17 protein-coding genes and 1 pseudogene are annotated in these 20,289 nt (G+C 28.3%); 12 read left to right on the top strand and 6 right to left on the bottom strand.

Going from position 1 to position 20,289, the window contains the following annotated elements:
* Positions 1–20 precede the first annotated feature (20 nt).
* The gene (locus tag ABY298_RS03730) at positions 21–1,211 is read left to right on the top strand and encodes a hypothetical protein (RefSeq protein ID WP_372744662.1); all 1,191 of its coding nucleotides are present in this window, start codon (positions 21–23) and stop codon (positions 1,209–1,211) included.
* A 157-nt stretch (positions 1,212–1,368) separates the two neighbouring features.
* Here the strand turns inward: ABY298_RS03730 and ytxJ are convergent, their stop codons facing one another.
* On the bottom strand, positions 1,369–1,707 hold the full coding sequence (ytxJ, locus tag ABY298_RS03725; RefSeq protein WP_372744661.1) for a bacillithiol system redox-active protein YtxJ: 339 nt from the start codon (positions 1,705–1,707) through the stop codon (positions 1,369–1,371).
* 134 nt (positions 1,708–1,841) lie between these two features.
* On the opposite strand from ytxJ, the gene clpB reads away from it, so the two are divergent.
* The 11 genes from clpB (at position 1,842) to ABY298_RS03670 (ending at position 12,791) form a co-directional block, all read left to right on the top strand.
* A complete protein-coding gene (clpB, locus tag ABY298_RS03720; protein WP_372744660.1) occupies positions 1,842–4,430 on the top strand; it encodes an ATP-dependent chaperone ClpB in 2,589 nt (862 codons plus the stop codon).
* A 193-nt stretch (positions 4,431–4,623) separates the two neighbouring features.
* Positions 4,624–5,052, top strand: a complete 429-nt coding sequence (locus ABY298_RS03715) for an Hsp20/alpha crystallin family protein (protein ID WP_372744659.1) — start codon at positions 4,624–4,626, stop codon at positions 5,050–5,052.
* A gap of 140 nt (positions 5,053–5,192) precedes the next feature.
* Positions 5,193–5,690, top strand: a complete 498-nt coding sequence (locus ABY298_RS03710) for a histidine phosphatase family protein (protein WP_372744658.1) — start codon at positions 5,193–5,195, stop codon at positions 5,688–5,690.
* Between the two features lie 253 nt (positions 5,691–5,943).
* Positions 5,944–6,645, top strand: a complete 702-nt coding sequence (locus tag ABY298_RS03705) for a DUF6799 domain-containing protein (protein ID WP_372744657.1) — start codon at positions 5,944–5,946, stop codon at positions 6,643–6,645.
* 63 nt (positions 6,646–6,708) lie between these two features.
* Positions 6,709–7,797 (top strand): hypothetical protein, encoded by a 1,089-nt coding sequence (locus ABY298_RS03700; RefSeq protein ID WP_372744656.1) that lies wholly within the window; start codon positions 6,709–6,711, stop codon positions 7,795–7,797.
* A 116-nt stretch (positions 7,798–7,913) separates the two neighbouring features.
* A complete protein-coding gene (gene smpB, locus ABY298_RS03695) occupies positions 7,914–8,372 on the top strand; it encodes an SsrA-binding protein SmpB (RefSeq protein WP_372744655.1) in 459 nt (152 codons plus the stop codon).
* Positions 8,373–8,377: 5 nt separating this feature from the next.
* Positions 8,378–9,286 (top strand): geranylgeranylglycerol-phosphate geranylgeranyltransferase, encoded by a 909-nt coding sequence (locus ABY298_RS03690; protein WP_372744654.1) that lies wholly within the window; start codon positions 8,378–8,380, stop codon positions 9,284–9,286.
* A gap of 2 nt (positions 9,287–9,288) precedes the next feature.
* The gene (locus tag ABY298_RS03685) at positions 9,289–9,870 is read left to right on the top strand and encodes a Maf-like protein (protein ID WP_372744653.1); all 582 of its coding nucleotides are present in this window, start codon (positions 9,289–9,291) and stop codon (positions 9,868–9,870) included.
* A 51-nt stretch (positions 9,871–9,921) separates the two neighbouring features.
* The gene (locus ABY298_RS03680; protein WP_372744652.1) at positions 9,922–10,875 is read left to right on the top strand and encodes a transketolase family protein; all 954 of its coding nucleotides are present in this window, start codon (positions 9,922–9,924) and stop codon (positions 10,873–10,875) included.
* Positions 10,876–10,923: 48 nt separating this feature from the next.
* Positions 10,924–11,544: an outer membrane beta-barrel protein gene (locus ABY298_RS03675; protein ID WP_372744651.1), complete on the top strand. Its 621-nt coding sequence runs from the start codon at positions 10,924–10,926 to the stop codon at positions 11,542–11,544.
* Between the two features lie 113 nt (positions 11,545–11,657).
* Complete coding sequence (locus ABY298_RS03670; RefSeq protein WP_372744650.1) at positions 11,658–12,791, top strand: glycerate kinase; 1,134 nt, start codon at positions 11,658–11,660, stop codon at positions 12,789–12,791.
* Between the two features lie 31 nt (positions 12,792–12,822).
* Here ABY298_RS03670 and ABY298_RS03665 read toward each other — a convergent pair whose 3' ends face one another.
* From ABY298_RS03665 to ABY298_RS03645, 5 genes and pseudogenes are all read right to left on the bottom strand, one after another.
* On the bottom strand, positions 12,823–13,650 hold the full coding sequence (locus ABY298_RS03665) for a prohibitin family protein (RefSeq protein WP_372744649.1): 828 nt from the start codon (positions 13,648–13,650) through the stop codon (positions 12,823–12,825).
* Positions 13,651–13,741: 91 nt separating this feature from the next.
* Positions 13,742–14,878, bottom strand: a complete 1,137-nt coding sequence (locus ABY298_RS03660; RefSeq protein ID WP_372744648.1) for an efflux RND transporter periplasmic adaptor subunit — start codon at positions 14,876–14,878, stop codon at positions 13,742–13,744.
* Between the two features lie 9 nt (positions 14,879–14,887).
* Positions 14,888–19,216, bottom strand: a complete 4,329-nt coding sequence (locus tag ABY298_RS03655) for a CusA/CzcA family heavy metal efflux RND transporter (protein WP_372744647.1) — start codon at positions 19,214–19,216, stop codon at positions 14,888–14,890.
* Positions 19,217–19,296: 80 nt separating this feature from the next.
* Positions 19,297–19,677 carry a hypothetical protein gene (locus ABY298_RS03650; RefSeq protein WP_372744646.1) on the bottom strand — a complete coding sequence of 127 codons (381 nt, stop codon included), beginning with the start codon at positions 19,675–19,677 and terminating at the stop codon, positions 19,297–19,299.
* Between the two features lie 128 nt (positions 19,678–19,805).
* A pseudogene (locus ABY298_RS03645) lies at positions 19,806–20,289 on the bottom strand (VWA domain-containing protein); the annotation flags it as partial.

Genomic DNA, 20,289 nt, shown 5'->3' with positions numbered 1-20,289 from the left:
CGTTATCAAAACCATATTCTATGCTTAAAAAACTACTCCCTTTTTCCCTATTATTACTAATTTTAAGTTGTTCAAGTGTAAAAAAAACACAAGAGGCAATTAACTATGGTAATTACGACCAAGCAATTCAAATTGCAGTTAAAGAATTAAGAGAAAATAAAACTAAAAAAGGCAATCAGGAATATATTTTAATGCTTGAAGAAGCCTTTGAAAAAGCCACCAATAAAGATTTAGAAAACCTTTCTTTTTTAAAAAAAGAGGCAAATCCTGCCAACTTAGAAGTGATATACAATATGTATTTAAACTTAAAAAACAGACAGGAACTAATTAAACCTTTACTTCCATTACCAATTTATGCTAAAAAGAAAAATGCTAAATTCTCATTTACAGATTACACCAACGATATTTTAACAACTAAAGCTAAATTATCAGATTACTTATATACAAATGCCAAAAATTTACTTAACAACTCCATAAACAAAGTAGATTTTAGAAATGCTTATGACGATTTAAATTATTTAGATAAAATTAATCCTAATTATAAAGATGTACGTTATTTAATTGAAGAAGCTCATTTTAAAGGAACAAATTTTGTGTATGTAAGTCTCCAAAACAAATCGGATAAGGTTATTCCAATGCGTTTACAAGAAGATTTGTTAAATTTTGATACTTATAAATTAAACGATTTATGGACAGTTTTTCATAACAACAAACAACCAAAAACTACCTACAATTTTGAAATTGAAATTAATTTTAGAGAGATTAATGTTTCTCCAGAACAAATAAAAGAGAAAGAAGTTGTAAAAGAAAAAGAAGTTGTTGATGGTTGGAAATATTTAACAGATAACAACGGAGTTACCGTAAAAGATAGTTTAGGAAATGCTATTAAAGTTGATAAATATAAAACAATACGCTGTAAAATTTATGAAATAACACAGTTTAAATCGGTACAAGTTGTTGGACAAGTAAAATATTACGATTTATTTTCTAACCAACTTCTTAAAAGTTTTCCTTTAGCTAGTGAGTTTATTTTTCAGCACAGATATGCTACCTATTCTGGAGATAAAAATGCAATGGATCAAGAATATTTAAATTTATTAGGCTATAAATATGTTCCTTTTCCAAGTAATGAGCAAATGATTTTTGATACCAGCGAAGACTTAAAAAATAAAATTAAAAGTATTGTAAGTCAAAATAAAATATATAATTAAACGTACATTCCTTAAAATTAAAGAGGCTGTTTAAAAAAAAATTGAAATTCGTCATTCTGAATTTATTTCAGAATCTCATTGTACTGATTATCAATCATTATGAGAACCTGAATCAAGTTTAGGTTGACGAAATTTTAGTTTTTAAACAGCCTATTTTTTATTTACTCAATTGATTTTTTAAACTATCAACAGAAATATCTCCGTGGGAAGCATTGTATATTACTTTTCCACTTTTAATTAATACTAATTGTGGCGATTGGTGCATTACATTAAAATCTGTAGCAATTGCATTTGATAAATCTCTAAAATTCAACAAATCTAAATAATACATAGTAACCTCACTTGCTGGAATATCAAATTCGTTTTCAAAGTTTTTTAACACCATTCTACTAATTCCACAACGCGTACTATGTTTAAAAATAGCGCTAAAAGTATTGTCTAAACTATCTTTTATTTCTTTAATTTGATTAATGTTTGTTAATGCAATCCAGTTCATATTAATTCATGTTTTAAACGTCAAAATGTCTATAAACTCTTAAAAAACAAGACAAAATGACTTATTTAAAGCATTTATGTATTGTGGAATATTTTTTGACTTTACAAATATAGAAACAAAAAAAATTAATAGTTATGAACTTTAATAAATTAACAATAAAATCACAAGAAGCTGTTCAAAAAGGACAACAACTTGCAGAAAGTTACGGACATCAACAAATAGAAAATTCACATATTTTAAAAGGAATTTTTGAAGTTGATGAAAATGTAATTCCTTTTATTTTTAAAAAATTAGGAATTAATATAGAATTACTTAAAAGCTTAATTGACAAAACATTAGATAGTTATGCTAAAGTAACTGGTGGTGAAATAACCTTATCCAGAAATACTTCAAAAATGCTAAACAATGCTACAGATGAAGCTTCAAAAATGGGTGACGAATTTGTATCCATAGAACATTTATTACTGGCTACTTTAACTACAAAAGATACAACATCTCAAATATTAAAAGATGCCGGAATTACCGAAAAAGGTTTAAAAACAGCTATTGATGAGTTACGAAAAGGAAGTAAGGTAACCTCACAAAGTGCGGAAGAAACTTATAATTCTTTAAACAAATACGCTAAAAATTTAAATCAGTTAGCAAAAGACGGAAAACTAGATCCAGTAATTGGTAGAGATGAAGAAATAAGAAGAATTCTTCAAATTTTATCGCGTAGAACCAAAAACAATCCAATGTTAGTTGGTGAACCTGGAACTGGTAAAACTGCCATTGCAGAAGGATTGGCACATAGAATTATAAAAGGAGATATTCCTGAGAATTTAAAAGATAAACAAATTTATTCCTTAGATATGGGAGCGCTTATTGCTGGTGCAAAATACAAAGGTGAATTTGAAGAACGCTTAAAATCAGTTGTAAAAGAAGTAACTTCTGCTGAAGGTGAAATTGTACTTTTTATTGACGAAATTCACACATTAGTTGGCGCTGGTGGTGGACAAGGTGCTATGGATGCAGCAAATATTTTAAAACCTGCATTGGCACGTGGAGAACTAAGAGCAATTGGTGCAACAACACTAGATGAATATCAAAAATATTTTGAAAAAGATAAAGCGTTAGAACGTAGATTTCAAAAAGTAATAGTAGATGAACCTGATACAGAAAGTGCTATTTCAATTTTACGTGGAATAAAAGAAAAATATGAAAATCATCATAAAGTACAAATTAAAGATGATGCCATAATTGCTGCTGTTGAACTTTCGCAACGTTATATTTCAAATAGATTTTTACCTGATAAGGCTATTGATTTAATGGACGAAGCTGCTGCTAAATTGCGTATGGAAATCAATTCAAAACCAGAAGAATTAGATGTTTTGGATAGAAAAATTATGCAAATTGAAATTGAAATTGAAGCTATTAAACGTGAAAAAGATGAAAAAAAATTAGCTAGTTTAAAAGAAGAATTAGCCAATTTAAAGGAAAAAAGAAACGAAATAAACGCCAAATGGGTTAGTGAAAAAGAATTAGTAGACAACATTCAGGCAAGTAAAGAAGCCATAGAAAACTATAAATTAGAAGCTGAACGTGCCGAGCGCGATGGAGATTACGGAAAAGTTGCCGAAATTAGATATGGCAAAATTAAAGAGGAACAAGAGCAATTAGATAAATTGCAACAAGATTTAACTGAAAACGAAGGAACTGCACTTATAAAAGAAGAAGTTACCAGAGATGATATTGCAGAAGTTGTGGCAAAATGGACTGGTATTCCTGTAAGTAAAATGCTTCAAAGCGAACGTGAAAAACTATTGCTTCTTGAAGACGAATTACACAATCGTGTGGTTGGACAAGAAGAAGGAATTGCTGCAGTAGCAGATGCTGTAAGACGCTCAAGAGCTGGATTACAAGATTCTAAAAAACCAATTGGAACATTTCTGTTTTTAGGAACAACAGGTGTGGGTAAAACAGAATTAGCAAAAGCGCTAGCTGAATATTTATTTGATGATGAAAACTCTTTAACAAGAATTGATATGAGTGAATATCAAGAGCGCCATTCGGTAAGCAGATTGGTTGGAGCGCCTCCAGGATATGTTGGCTATGATGAAGGCGGACAATTAACGGAAGCTGTAAGAAGAAAACCATATTCTGTTATTTTGCTTGATGAAATTGAAAAAGCGCATCCTGATACATTTAATATTTTATTACAAGTGTTAGATGAAGGAAGATTGACAGACAACAAAGGTAGATTGGCCGATTTTAGAAACACTATTATAATTATGACCTCTAATATGGGATCGCAAATTATTCAAGAGCGTTTTGAAAAAATGGACATGAAAAATAGAGATGAAATTACAGAAAGAACTAAATTAGAGGTAGTTACATTATTAAGACAAACTATTAGACCTGAGTTTTTAAACAGAATTGATGAAATTGTAATGTTTACTCCATTAAATGAAAGTGAAATAAAACAAATTGTAAAATTACAATTGAATGGCTTGGTAAAAATGTTAAAAGCACAAGATATTCAAATAGAATATACAGAAGATCTTGTACAAGCATTGGCTATTAAAGGTTTTGATCCACAATTTGGAGCTAGACCCGTAAAAAGAGTCATCCAAAAAGAAGTTTTAAATGAACTTTCTAAAGAAATTTTGTCAGGAAAAGTAACTGCTAGTAGCCACATTTTACTAGATGCTTTTGATGAGAAAATTGTGTTTAGAAATAAATAAAATTATTAAACTAAAATTTTAAAAAGGCGCATAATTTTTATGCGTCTTTTTTTATTTAAACTACTAACTGTCAACTATATACTGACATTTTTTCATTGAAAATGAAAAATTGACATAATTTTAAGTTTGGTATTTATTTTGTTCTTAATTAGGTAAATTAAATAGAAATGTTTAACCTTAAAATTATAAAATTATGTTAGTAAAAACTTCAGGTATTCCAGTAATACCAACAGTATTTGATGATTTTTTTAGAGATTGGTCTAGTTCAAATTTTTCAAGAACAAACACCACATTGCCTGCTGTAAATATTAAGGAGGATGATGAACAATTTATTGTAAAGGTTGCTGTTCCTGGAATGGATAAAAAAGATTTCAAAATTAATTTAGATAATAATCTTTTAACTATTCAATCTGAAAAAGAATTTGAACAAAATGATGATAACGAAAATTATACACGTAAAGAGTACAGTTATCAATCTTTTAAAAGAAGTTTTACCTTGCCTAAAAATGTAGTTGATAGCGACAAAATTGAGGCTACCTATATAAATGGCGAATTGCAAATTACTATTCCAAAACTAGATATTGCAAAACCAAAACCGGTAAAACTAATTGATGTTAAATAAAAAATAACAGTAAAATTACTTTAAAAAGCGCGGCAAATGCTGCGCTTTTTTATTTAAATCAGAAATAAAATATTAATAACACTGTTTAATTTTTAAAATAATAGTTTATATTAACTTTTAAAATCCAAAATTAAATTTTAATGAAAAAATTATTTTTAGCAATAATTCTTATCTGTTCAATATCAATACAAGCACAAAATACCAATTCAACAACCTATTATATTATTCGTCACGCAGAAAAAGTTCTAAAAACATCTGATGAAAATCCAGAACTAACAAAAAAAGGAAAAAAAAGGGCTATTTATTGGAGTGAAGTATTTCAACATGTAAAGTTTGATTTGGTTTATTCAACAAATTTAAAAAGAACACTTTCTACTGCTTCTCCAACGGCAAAAAGCAAAGGTTTAAAAATTCAATTATACAATCCTAAAAATCAAAATTCAAAAGAGTTTATACAAAAAACCAAAGGAAAAACTGTTTTAATTGTGGGGCATAGTAACACAATTCCTTCATTTATAAATAAAATAATTGGTAAAAAAAAGTATTCTGATATTGCTGAAACTAATTACTCTAATTTATATATAGTTACCGTTTTAAATGGTAAAACCTCAGATCTACTTTTAAAAATTCCACATTAACAATACAAATTAATACTTTTTAATTTACTTATTACCAGCTAATTACATCTTGTATTTTTATTTTTGTAACATTAGTGCATTAAACTATTTCTCTTATTTAAGGTCTAAATGCGTGAACGGTCAAAATAATTATGAAAACAACAATTCATAATTGTTTAAAACAATAAATATATCACTCCACTAAAGTTGAAATGAAATTTATCTGTTTACTTATTGATAAAACTCATTACTAATAATTTAAAAATTAAAAAAGATGAAAAAATTAATTATTTTTTTAATGTTTGTGGTTATAGCAACTGCAGGATTAATGGCTCAGGACAAAGATCAAATTAAAGATCAAACAAAAGATCAAGACAGAGATCGTATTATGTTAATTGATGGAGATGTACTTCAAATAAGAGATAGAGATCAAATTAAACTACACGATCCAATTAGATTAAATGATGGAACAATTGTAAATACTGATGGTGTTTTTCAAACAAGAGATCAAATTAAATTACAATTAAAAGACGGATCTTGTTTAGATAGCGATGGTATTTATTACAGAAACGAATACCAATATCAATACAAAATTAAACAAGAAAATAAAGATTTAACTCAAGCTCAAATTCAGGCTCGTAATAAAAATAGATATCATGTAATGTTAATTGATGGCGAATTGTATCAAATTAAAAATCAATATCAAAATAAATTACAAAACCAATTTAAAATGAATAATGGAGTTGTTGTAAATCCTGATGGAACTTATCAAAACAAAGATAAAAAACAGTTACGTTTAAAAGATGGTGAATGTTTAAATATGGATGGTCAGTTATTTAAAAATACTTATATGCATCAAAAAATGGTGGCCCAAAAAAACATAAAAACCAACAAAACAATGACTCAAAAAGAAGTTAAAACTAAAACTACTACACCTATTCAACAAAAAAATATGAAAAAAGTTTCTGGCAATTAACTATCAATCAATTTAAGATGGGTTTTCTAAAAAGCCCATCTTAAATTAACAAAAACCTTCATCATGAAAAATATAAAAGTAAAATATAATTTATTAGCGCTGTTTATATTTTTTACAACTATTTTATTTGGACAAGATGTAATAGAAGCTGCTAAATCAACTAAAAACAAATCGTACGCATCACTTGATTTAAATTTTATAAGCAACGCGGTTTTTATGGGTAGAAAAGATTCTATTGCTGCTCCTTACCTTAATCCTTCAATTACATATCATCATAAATCTGGTTTTTACGGAACAGGTTCATTTTCTTACTTAACACAAAAAGACCAAAACAGAATTGATTTATATTTATTAACCGTTGGTATTGATTATAGTAATACTAAATTTTATGTTGATGTTTCCGCATCAAAATACTTTTTTAATGATGAAAGTTATAATGTAATATCACAAGTAGAATCAGATATATCTGCTAATTTAAAATACAATTTAAATCTGTTTAATATTTCCTTAATGGCTAGTAATTATTTTAGCAGTAATAACACTTCCGATTTCTTTTTATCGACCGCTATAAGTCACGATTTTGTTAGTACAAATAATAAATTTCAGTTTTCACCAACTATAGGAGTGCATTTTGGTTCTCAAAATTTTTACGAAGCTTATTATGTAAAAAAACAAACTCAAAATTCTGGTACCGGAACTGGAACTCAAACAGGTGATGGAACAGGAACAGGAACTGGTGAAGGAGATGGAGATGGAACAGGAACAGGAACAGGAACGGGAACTCAAACTGGTGAAGGTGATGGAAATGGAACTGGAACGGGAACTGGAACTGGTGAAGGTGATGGAAATGGAACTGGAACAAGTACCGGATCCTCAAAAGCAAGTTATACTGCGAAAGACTTAATGAGCGTAGATGATGAAACTACTACTATTACTGAACTTGTAATAAACGAAAGTGAAAAATTTAAAACAATGGCAATAGATCTAAAATTACCTTTTTGGTATATAACAAAGTCGTTTACATACTCCTTTATACCAGTAATATCATTCCCACAAAGCGAAACTTTGGTTATAAATGGTGATACTATTGAAAAAGAAAACTTAAAAAGTACCTTCTATTTTATAGCTGGTATTAGCTATAAATTTAATTAAATACAGCTCTTTTCATGAAAGAAGTTCATAATTAATTTTATGAGCTTCTTTTTTTCTTAAAAACTTGAATTAAACCATTTAATTTTCACTGTAAATTGTAGTACATTTGCAGTTATATGCAAAAGAATATCAACATAAAAAATAAAAAAGCTCGTTTTGAATACGAGATTTTAGACAAATATATTGCTGGAATTCAGTTAACAGGAACCGAAATTAAATCTATACGCGAAAGTAAAGCGCGTATAACAGAAAGTTTTTGTGAATTTAATGAAAAAGGCGAGCTATTTGCTGTTAACATGTATATTGAAGAATATTTATACGGTCACGCATATAACCACAGTCCTAAAAGTGAACGTAAATTATTACTGAATAAAAATGAACTAAAAAAATTATATAAAGAAGTTCAAAATGTTGGTTTAACCATTGTTCCTTTAAGGTTATTTTTATCAGAAAAAGGTTGGGCAAAATTAGAAATTGCATTGTGTAGAGGAAAAAAGAATTACGACAAACGTGATGTAATTAAAGATCGCGATAATAAACGAGATTTAGATAGAGTAAAAAAGAATTTTAATTAATTTAAATGCAGTTATCCGCTTTTTTAAATGTAATAAGATGGAAAAATTTACTGCTTATTTTATACATTCAACTAGTAATTAAATTTCTGTTTTTTCCTTATTTTTTAGTAAACACCCAACTATCAACAGTTCAATTTTCATTTTTAGTAATTGCAATTTTATGCATTACGGCTGCAGGTTACATTATAAACGACATTTTTGATATTGAAGCTGATAAAATTAACAAACCCAACAAAGTATTTGTTACAACAGTTATTGCTAAAGAAACCGCAAAAAAATGGTATTTGTATTTAAATTCTGCAGGTATAATTTTAGGAGTTTTTATAAGTTTAAGTATTAAAAAACCTACATTAAGTTTTGTATTTATTGGCGCTGCACTTCTACTCTACTTTTATTCAAAAAAATTAAAATCACTTCCTTTAATTGGCAATTTAGTAGTCTCATTTTTAGTTACAATTAACGTATTAATGCTAGCTATTTTCGATTTAAATAATTCAACAAAAACAAGCGATTATAATTTTGTGATTTACACTGTTTTAATAATTTCATTTTTTGCTTTTTTTATAAATCTCATCAGAGAAATAATTAAAGATATTGAAGACATAAATGGAGATTACAAACTAAATATGAACACTTTACCAATTTTAATTGGCAGATATAGAACCCAGTATTTTGTAACAATTTTACAAGTAATTTTTATAATTATTCTTGTTTATTTTATTACAAAATTCAGGTCAACATATAAAATAATTGCATTGTATACGCTTTTTTTTAATGTAATTCCAATGCTGTATATTACTTTTAAAACTCCTAAACTAAAATCGAAAAAAGAGTTTCATCAAATAAGTGTTCTTTTAAAAATTGTAATGTTTTTAGGAATTAATATTTTTATAATACTATCATTTACACAATAAATATGATCTCAGAAAAATTTAAAAATAACAACGTTATTCTCGCATCTGCTTCACCACGCAGACAAGAGTTGTTTAAAGAATTACACATACCTTTTTCTATAGAAATTAAACCCGTAGATGAAGTATATTCCACAGATTTAAAAGGTGAAGAAATTACCAATTATTTGGCAATTTTAAAAGCCAAAGCTTTTGATAAAACAATTAAAGAAAAAGACATAATAATTACTTCTGATACCATTGTTTGGTTGGATGATAAAGCACTGGAAAAGCCTAAAAATAAAGTGGAAGCTATTGAAATGCTTCAAAAAATATCAGGTAAAAGCCATCAAGTAATAACATCAGTTTGTATAAAAACTTTTTCTAAACAAATTGTATTTTCAGATACAACTATAGTAAATTTCAAAACATTAAGTGATGAAGAAATTAATTTTTATGTTGAAAATTATCAACCTTTTGATAAAGCTGGTGCTTATGGAATACAAGAATGGATAGGTTTTATAGGTGTTACAAGCATAAACGGAAGCTATTTTAACGTAATGGGGCTTCCTGTTAACAAATTACACGAAGAATTAAAAAAATTGTAGCAAGTACTAATTAATAATCATTATTTTTGACCCGTTTTAATAAATCAAAGAATGAAAAAATACACATTTACAGAAAAGAAAGATACCAGATCGGGATTTGGAGCAGGTTTAGCGGAATTAGGAAGAACAAATCCTAATGTTGTAGCATTATGTGCCGATTTAATTGGTTCTTTAAAAATGGAAAAATTTATTGAAGAAAATCCTGAAAGATTTTTTCAAATAGGTATTGCTGAAGCAAATATGATTGGAATTGCTGCTGGATTAACAGTTGGAGGAAAAATTCCATTTACAGGAACTTTTGCAAACTTTTCAACAGGAAGAGTATACGACCAAATTCGTCAAGCTGTTGCTTATTCTGATAAAAATGTAAAAATATGTGCGTCTCACGCTGGTTTAACATTAGGTGAAGATGGTGCAACTCACCAAATTTTAGAAGATATTGGGTTAATGAAAATGCTACCTGGTATGACCGTAATTAACACCTGCGATTATAACCAAACTAAAGCTGCAACTATTGCAATTGCAGAGCACCACGGCCCAGTTTACTTACGTTTTGGACGACCAGTTGTGCCGGTTTTTATGCCTGAAAATGAAAAATTTGAAATTGGAAAAGCTATACAATTAACTGAAGGAACTGATGTTACCATAGTAGCTACAGGACATTTAGTTTGGGAAGCTTTACAAGCAAGTGAGCAATTAGAAGCTATGGGAATTAGTGCCGAAGTTATTAACATTCACACTATTAAACCTTTAGATGAAGCTGCAATTTTAAAATCTGTTGCAAAAACTGGTTGTATTGTAACCGCTGAAGAACATAATGTTATTGGAGGTTTAGGAGAAAGTGTTTCAAGAACTTTAGTTCAAAATAAATTAGTTCCTCAAGAATTTGTAGCTGTAAATGATAGTTTTGGAGAATCTGGAACACCAGCTCAATTAATGGAAAAGTATAAATTAAACGACAAAGCTATTATAGAAGCTGTTCAAAAAGTAATTGCAAGAAAATAAAGGCATAGTTATTGCGTTTATAAAGAACTAACTTTAAAATTTAATTTTATGAATAAGAAAATTCTTTTTACAACTGTAACTCTTTTATTTATTGCATTATTTGCACACAGCCAAAGTAGTTTTGGTTTAAAAGGTGGATTAAGCTACAACTCAAATGGTGATTTAAAAGAATTCACTACAGAAACTACATCTATTTTCAAAGATAAATCTAAAGCTAAATCTGGTTATCATTTTGGATTTTATGGAAAAATAGATTTAGGAAGCATTTATATTCGTCCGGAATTAGTGTACACAAAAACTACCAGTGAATATGAATTGAATTTAAATAATGAAGATTTTGAATTATCTAAAATTGATGCTCCAGTTTTATTAGGTGTTGAATTAATTGGTCCGTTAAGTGTTTTTGCAGGACCTTCTTTTCAATATATTTTAGATAATAATTTAAATGGAATTGATTTTGACAATGTAGAAAATGAATTTTCTATGGGTATAAATTTAGGTGTAGCATTAGATTTAGGAAGATTAGGAATTGATGTTAGATATGAAAGAGGACTTAATGAAAATGAAGCCGAATTTGCCGCTAACAATTCTGATTTTAAGATAGATACAAGACCAGAACAAATTATTTTTAGTATTAGTTATAGTTTAACAAGCGATTCTAAAAATTAATTTAATTTAAAAATAACGCAAAAAAAGCCAACTATAAGTTGGCTTTTTTTTATTTTAAAAGTAGCATATTTTATTAATTACTTATAAATTTAATAAATAAAGTAAAATTAAAAATGAAAATAGTAGTTGCTCCAGATAAATTTAAAGGTTCACTTTCTGCTCAAGAAGTATGCAATGCTATAGAAGAAGGGATTCATAAATTTAATGCATCTATAGAAGTAATAAAACATCCGTTGGCAGACGGAGGTGAAGGAACTTTAGATATATTACAAAATTATTTCACACTAAAAACTGTATCCATTATTGTTCAAAATCCCATTTTCAACAAAATAGAAGCCAATTATATGGTTTCTAGTAATACCGCGTATATAGAAATGTGCAACGCATCAGGACTTAAATTATTAAAAAATCATGAACAAAATTGTTGTTTTACATCAACCTTTGGTACAGGCGAACTAATTGCCGATGCACTTAAAAAAGGATTTAAAAACATTGTTTTATTTATTGGTGGTAGTGCAACAAACGATGCCGGAATTGGAATGGCAAGCGCTTTAGGATATGAATTTTACAATGCTAAAAATAAACTAATTAAACCAATAGGAATAAACCTTATAAATATTGATAAAATTAAAAACACAAATCTTTTATTTGATTTAAGCGCTATAAATTTTACTGTTGTTTGCGATGTTAAAAACGTACTTTTTGGAAAAAAAGGAGCCGCATATATGTACGGAATTCAAAAAGGAGCTTCGTTTAAATATCTTGAAGTGCTTGATAATGGTTTAAAAAATATAAGTGAAAAAATTAACTCATTTTTAAATGTTGACATTTCAAAAATTGAAGGTGGAGGAGCTTCTGGTGGTTTAGGAGCTGGTGCTGTTGCTTTTTTAAACGCAAAATTAAAACCAGGAATTGAATTTGTTTTAGAACAAACAAATTTTAAATCTCAGTTACAAAAAGGAATTGACTTTATAATTACTGGTGAAGGAAGTACCGATAAGCAAACTTTAGAAGGTAAAGTTGTTAAAGGTATTAGTGATGTTTGCAACAATAAAAAAATCCCTTTTTCTATTATTACAGGTGTTATAAAAGACAAAGAAATTTTACAAGAAAAATTAAACCCTAAAATAATTTCATCTATTATGGAACTAGGTGTTACAGTTGAAGATGCTATGCAAAATGCCTATAAATATGTTTCTTCACTCTCTTTTGAACAAATAAAATCCATAAAAAAAGCCAACGTTTAAGTTGGCTTTTTTTATATAATTTTAATAACTATTAGTTATTTCCTAAAATAATTGGCATTCCATCTTTACCACTTCCTATAACTACAACTTTACTATTTGGCGATTTTGAAAGTTCTAATGTAGCTTCAATACCTTTATCCTGTAAAATTTTATCAGTTAATGATGCACTTAATATTCTATTGGCATCTGCTTTACCTTGCGCTTCAATTCGTTGTTTTTCAGCTTCTTTTGCGGCAGTAACCAATCTAAATTCATATTCTAAAGATTCTTGTTCCTGCTTTAATTTACGCTCAATTGCATCTTTAATTGTTGATGGTAAAGTTACATCTCTAACCAATAATTCATTTAACTGTACATACTGTGCATCTAAAATCTTTTTGGTTTCTTCAAAAATTTCACTCTGAATTACATCTCTTTTACTAGCATATAATTGTTCTGGTGTATAACGTCCAACCACTGAACGAGCCGCAGAACGCAATGCCGGTTTTATAACACGTTCTAAATAATTTTCTCCAATATCTTGGTGTAATTTACCCAACTCGTTATATTTAGGTAAATACCAAGCTGAAGTTTCCAAAATAATGTCTAATCCATTTGAAGAAAGTACTTTCATTTTTTCAAATAATTCTTGCTGACGTACTTCATACACTATCACTTCATTCCAAGGTGCCACAATATGAAACCCTTCATTTAGTGGAGGATCATTTACCACTACTCCATTATCAAAACGTTTCCATAACACACCTGCTTCACCTGCTTCAATTGTTACGGTAGATTTTGAAAGGAATATAATTAATATTATTCCTAATAATATTAAAGGCATTAAATTTTTAGGCAATTGTAATTGTCCGTTACTCATTTGTAGTTTATTTTTTAAATTTTATCAAAAATACAAAACAGAATTGATATAATAGTATTTTGAAAAAAATTAGTGGTTTTATACACTTTTCTTATTCAATTGGCGTAAAAACTCCTTTTATTAAAATTTGTTTGTCTTTTAAAACATTTAGCTTATCTATAACTTCTACAAAATTCTCATTCTTAAACCCAATTTGAATAGGCATTTTTTCAAAATAATAAGTATTATCTTTTTGCTCTTGCAATACTAAAATATAAAAAGTAATATCTTCTTCAATAAAAGCTTCTATTGGTAATGCTAATCTTTCAACTGCATTGGTAATTATTTCAGCTTCTACAAACATACCCACTAAAAATTCTTGTTTTTCATTTTCTAAATGCCCGTGTACTTTTACTGTTCGGTTTATTTCATCTATAGATTTTCCTATTAAATGAACTTCTGCATTGTAAGAATTTTCTGAATTTTCAGGTAATTTAAACCTAATTTTTTGACCTACTTTTACTTTTAAAACATCTTTTTCAAAAATAACCAATTCAATGTGTTTATGCTTATCATCTATAATTTCTACCAATACTTCCGATGCATTCATAAATTTTCCAACACTTGCATTTACTTGTGAAACACTTCCGTTTATAGGTGAATATATAGGAATGGTACTTGTAAATTTTCCTGTTTTAACCGTAACTGGATTTATGTTCATTAAACGTAATTTTTGAGCCAAGCCATTACTATTTGCTACCGCACTTTTATAATCGCTTTCTGCTTTTAAAAAGTTTTTTTCTGAAGTAATTTTTTCATTAAACAATGTTTTTTGACGCTCAAACTCACTTTTTAAATAGGCTAATTTCTCCGTTAATTCTAAATAATTTTGTTGAATTTCAATAAAATCAGGATTTTCTAAGGTTAACAACAATTGTCCTTTTTTTACTTGCTCACCAATTAATAAATGAGAAATTTTAACAAAACCTCCCATTGGAGCACTAACCATTGCTCTATCTGTTGGAGGAACATCAATAAAACCATTTGTTTTTACACTTTCAGAAAATTGTTGTGGAGCTATTTTTTGTAGTTCCATTTGCTCGCTTTTAAATTGAGCTGCAGAAACCTCTATTATTGTTGAATTTTCTTCTTTTTGAACCGCATCATTTTCATTGCTTTTTGAACTTGTACAAGAAATAATTCCTATAAAGAAAATGATGGCTATTTGATATATTATAATTTTTTTCATAATTGATTTTTAAAGGTTTATGTAATTAATTTCCAAAGCAGTTTGGTTATATGCGTTTAAATATGATAAATACTCAATATTTAACTGATTCGCGTTTTCAATACTTTGTATGTATTGAAAAAAGTCTATTTCACCATTTTTATAACTTGAAGTGGCTGTTTTTAAAATCTCTTCTGCCAATTTATTTCCACTTTCATTAAAATAATTTAGTTGTGTCTCATTTTTTTGAAGTTCTTCTGCTAAAACTGCTTTTTTAGATTTCAATTTAAAGTCTACATCAAAAGCATTTTCTTTTGCAATATCATATTCAATTTTTTTTGCTGCTATTTTACTAGATTTTCCCCAAAAAGCTAACGGAATTGATACGCCTGCTTGAAAACTATTTACTGAAGTATTTGCAAATAAATCTTCACTTTTAAAATATTCAAAATGCAAATCTGGCAATAGCTGTTGCATTTCTAATCCTTTAGTTGCTTTGTATAATCTGCTATTTTCAGTAGAATACTGGTTCAATAAATGATTGTTTAAATCAACTTCTATAACACTAATTTTATTAAAATCGCTTTTAACTATTTCTAATTTTTCATCAATTTGTAACAAAACACTCAAATTTTCATTGGCAATAGAAATATCATTTTTAAGCTGATTTAACTGCATATGATAGTGCTTAAATTTAGATTGTGACGTAATCATTTCCAAATAGTTAGATTCTCCCAATTCAAATTTTCTTTTTGCTGCTGCAGAAAAATTATTATACAAACTATCTATAAATACTACATGTTCTAATTTTTTATTTAAATAAAGTAATTGATAAAAAGCTTTTGAAACATTTTTAGTTAACTCATTTTCAGCTAATTCATAATTAATTTCTGCTAAATTTTTAGAAATAGCTCCAACTTTATTCTTGGCAAAGTAAACTGTTGGAAACTCAATAGTTTGACTAACACCATACGTTTCATAAGGTTCTCCATCTATTCCTAAATTGGTTCTATCTTTTAAATAATAAATATTGGTTTTATCTAAATCAAAAGCTGCATTTTTTAGTTTAACACTTTTGTTAACTTCTAATCTTTTAACATTCAACTCTTTATTGTTTTTTATAGCAATATCAATAGCTTCACTTAATGAAACTGTTTTTGTTTGAGAAAAACTTACAATTGGCACTACTAACAATAACATTATTAAGGCTTTGGGCGTTTTATGTTTGCGCTTAATTTTTATTGTTTTAGTATCGAAAATTGCATATAAAACTGGTAAAACCACTAATGTTAAAATAGTTGCAGTTATTAAACCACCAATAACAACTGTTGCTAACGGACGTTGAACTTCTGCTCCTGCATTTGTTGAAACCGCCATTGGTAAAAATCCTAATGCTGCTGCAGCTGCTGTTAATACAACAGGTCGTAAACGTTCTTTAGTTCCTTTTAATATTCGTTCATGAACATCATCAAAACCTTGTTTTTTTAATTCTTTTAAATGCTCTATTAATACAATACCATTTAAAACCGCAATACCAAATAAAGCAATAAAACCAACTCCTGCCGAAATACTAAAAGGTAAACCACGCAACCACAAAAATAAAACGCCTCCTACTGCAGAAAGTGGAATTGCAGAAAAAATCATCAGAGCATCTTTAATAGAATTAAATGCAAAATGCAACAAAATAAAAATCATTAATAAGGCAATTGGAACTGCCAACTTTAAGCGTGCTTTTGCACTGTTTAAATTTTCAAATTGTCCGCCATAAGAAACAGTATATCCTGCTGGAAGTTTTACATTAGCATCAACAATTGTTTGAATATCCTTTACTACTGATTCCATATCTCTATTTCTAACATTTACACCAATAACAATTCGCCTTTTTGTATCATCTCTAGAAATTTTTGCTGGACCTTTTGTATAATTTATTTCAGCAACTTCGTGCAGTGGAATTTTATACCCTGATGGCGTATCGACATATAAATTTTTTAAACTTTCAATGTTTTTTCTATAATCTGCTTGTAAACGAATTACTAAATCAAACCTTCGTTCACCTTCAAAAACATTTCCAATAGTTGTTCCTGCAAAAGCCATTGAAACTATTGCATTTAAATCTTTAATATTTAAACCGTAGCGTGCTACTTTATCTCTTTTGTAAGAAACCGTCATTTGCGGTAAACCATCTATTTTTTCAACAATAATATCTGAAGCACCTTCAACATTTAAAATTTTGGTTCTAATTTCATCTGCTTTTGATGCTAAAATTGCTAAATCTTCACCATAAATTTTTACAGCAACATCTGCTCTAACTCCCGTAATTAACTCATTAAAACGCATTTCTATAGGCTGCGTAAATTCAAAATCAATACCAGGAATAATGGCTAATTTTTCTTTAAATTTATCTGCTAATTCATCTTTAGAATCTGCAGAAACCCATTCTCCTTTAGGTTTTAATTTAATAATAACATCACTCTCTTCCATAGACATTGGATCTGTTGGAACTTCAGCTGCGCCAATTCTGGAAACTACCTGATCTACTTCAGGAAAATTATCTAATAAAATTTGTTCAATTTTAGTGGTAATTTCAGTAGTTTTGGTTAATGTTGTTCCTGTTTTTAATACTGGTTGAATTACAAAATCTCCTTCATCTAACGTAGGAATAAACTCTCCTCCCATTCTGGTAAATAAAATTATAGTAGACACTAATAATACTAAAGACAACCCAATTACTGCCTTTTTATGTTTTAACGACCATTGAATTACTGGTTCATATAGCATATAAAAAAAGGCCATAATTCTTTTTGATACATTGTTTTTAGTAACTTTTTCAGGTTTTAAAATAATGGAAGAAATTACAGGAACATACGTAAAACATAAAAACATTGCACCAATTAAAGCAAAACTAAAAGTCATTGCCATTGGTTTAAACATTTTTCCTTCAACACCACTTAACGATAAAATTGGGATAAATACAATTAAAATAATTAGCTGTCCAAATACGGCTGAAGTCATCATTTTAGAACTACTTTTATAAGTAATTTCATCAATTCTTTCCTGACTTTCTTCTTTAGATAATTCCAATAATTCTGTTCTACTACTGGTAATTTTAAATGCAATATATTCTACAATAATAACCGCACCATCTATAATAATACCAAAATCAATAGCTCCTAAACTCATTAAATTGGCATCAATTTTAAAAATGTACATTAATGAAATTGTAAACAATAATGCTAACGGAATTACCGATGCTACCACAATACCAGAACGGAAACTTCCTAGTAATAGAATAACTACAAAAATTACAATTAGTACACCTAAAATTAGATTTTCGGCAACTGTAAATGTTGTTTTTCCAATTAACTCACTTCTTTCTAAAAATCCATTGATGTAAACACCTTCTGGCAATGTTTTTTGAATTTCAGCAACGCGTTGCTTTACTGCATCAATTACTTTATTAGAATCGCCATCTTTTAACATCATAACTTGTCCTAGCACCTTCTCTCCTTCTCCATTTCCGGTAATTGCTCCAAATCTGTTGGCTGCTCCAAAATTCACATCGGCAATATTTTTAATTAAAATAGGAACACCTTCTACGTTTTTAACTACAATATTTTCAATATCTTCAATAGATTTAATCATTCCTTCACCTCTAACAAAATAGCTCTCGTTGGTTTTTTCTATATAACCACCACCTGCAACACTATTGTTTTTTTCAATGGCTTCTAAAATCTCTGCGTGGGTAATATTCATCGATTTTAGTTTCTCTGGATTTATAGCAACTTCATATTGCTTTAAATAACCACCCCAAGTATTTACTTCTACAACACCCGGAATACCAGAAAGTTGACGCTTTACCACCCAATCTTGAATGGTTCTTAGTTCCATTGGCGAATATTTTCCTTTAAATGCAGGTTTTGTTTCTAACGTATATTGATAAATTTCGCCTAAACCCGTAGTTATTGGTCCCATTTCTGGTGTTCCAAATCCCTCTGGAATTTTTTCTGAAGCAGCTTTTATTTTTTCAGCAATTAACTGCCGTGGTAAATAGGTTCCTATATTGTCTTCAAAAACGATGGTAACTACCGATAATCCGAATTTAGAAATGGATCTTATTTCAGTAACTCCAGGTAAATTTGCCATTTCCAATTCTACAGGATAGGTTATAAATTGCTCTACATCTTGTGTAGATAAGTTTCTGGAAGTAGTGATTACCTGTACTTGATTATTGGTAATATCTGGCACTGCACCAATGGATATTTGCGTTAGTGAAAACAACCCAAATCCAAAAATTGCAGCGGTCATTAATAATATAATTAACTTATTATCAATGCTTAACTTAATAATTTTTTGTAACATAATGTATTTAATTAGTAATGCGTAGTATTGAAAACCAAAACGATGATTCTCAAATTTATTAATAAAAAAACGAAGTTATGTTACTTTTGTGGTGGTTGAAAAAAGTTGAAAACGAATTGATTAGAAAACGGCTCTTTGTAGTTGAAATTCTTATTTTGAAAAACAAACTCAGACGTTTTTAAATTAAAATTTATATTGTTTAAAACAAACACCAACTGCATTTGAGCATCTGTGTGTTGATGTTTAAAAGGAAGCTCTTTATGTTCTTTGTGTTTATTTTGATGAGAATTTGATTTATATCCGTAATGCAAATCAATAAAATCAGCAAAATTATCACCATTATTAATATGACTATTTACGTGATTTACAAAAGTGGATATTTTATACATATCACCTATTTCAAAGCTAAAACTTTGAATTAAAATAGTAAATGACAGTATAAAAGCACCTATTTTTCCCATAAATAACAACAAAATATTTGAGAATTTTTCTGTACTATAAATATTTCAAAATAAAATTAAAATATTACATTTTTTTCAATAATTAATATTGATACAAGTATTAATTTAATTTATAACTGATTGGTAAACTATATTTTACCAAAATATTTTCGGGTAAACCATTCAATAGTTAATAACGCAACAATAAAGGCTAAAATCCACTTCCAATCTATTAACGGAGTTTTTTCTATAGACGATTTTTGAATACTTTTATATTGAGGATCATCTATTAACTGTTGTACTAATTTATTCTCCTGATTGTTGTAAAAAACAGTCCCTTTTGTATTTATGGCCAATTGTTTTAAATTATCGGATGTAGCATTACTAAATTGTTGCTCAACATCAAATGGAAGTACTTTAAACGTTCCTGAAAATGTTTCTTTCTGATTTTCAACATTTATAATATACCTATAATCACCTGGTTTTATATCGGATAATGAAACATTAAAACTGTTGTTTCCAAGAGAAAATGGTATTTTTTGTAGTATTTTATTTTCAGAATTCAACAAGGAAAACCATAATTTAGCTCTTCCATCAAAATTTAAATTTTTATCTAAATAACTTGCAGAAATA

Source organism: Lutibacter sp., assembly GCF_041596795.1.
In the GTDB taxonomy this organism is placed as follows: Bacteria; Bacteroidota; Bacteroidia; order Flavobacteriales; family Flavobacteriaceae; genus Lutibacter.
Note: the sequence above shows the minus strand (reverse complement) of the source record. Positions and strands in the feature narration are given on the sequence as shown.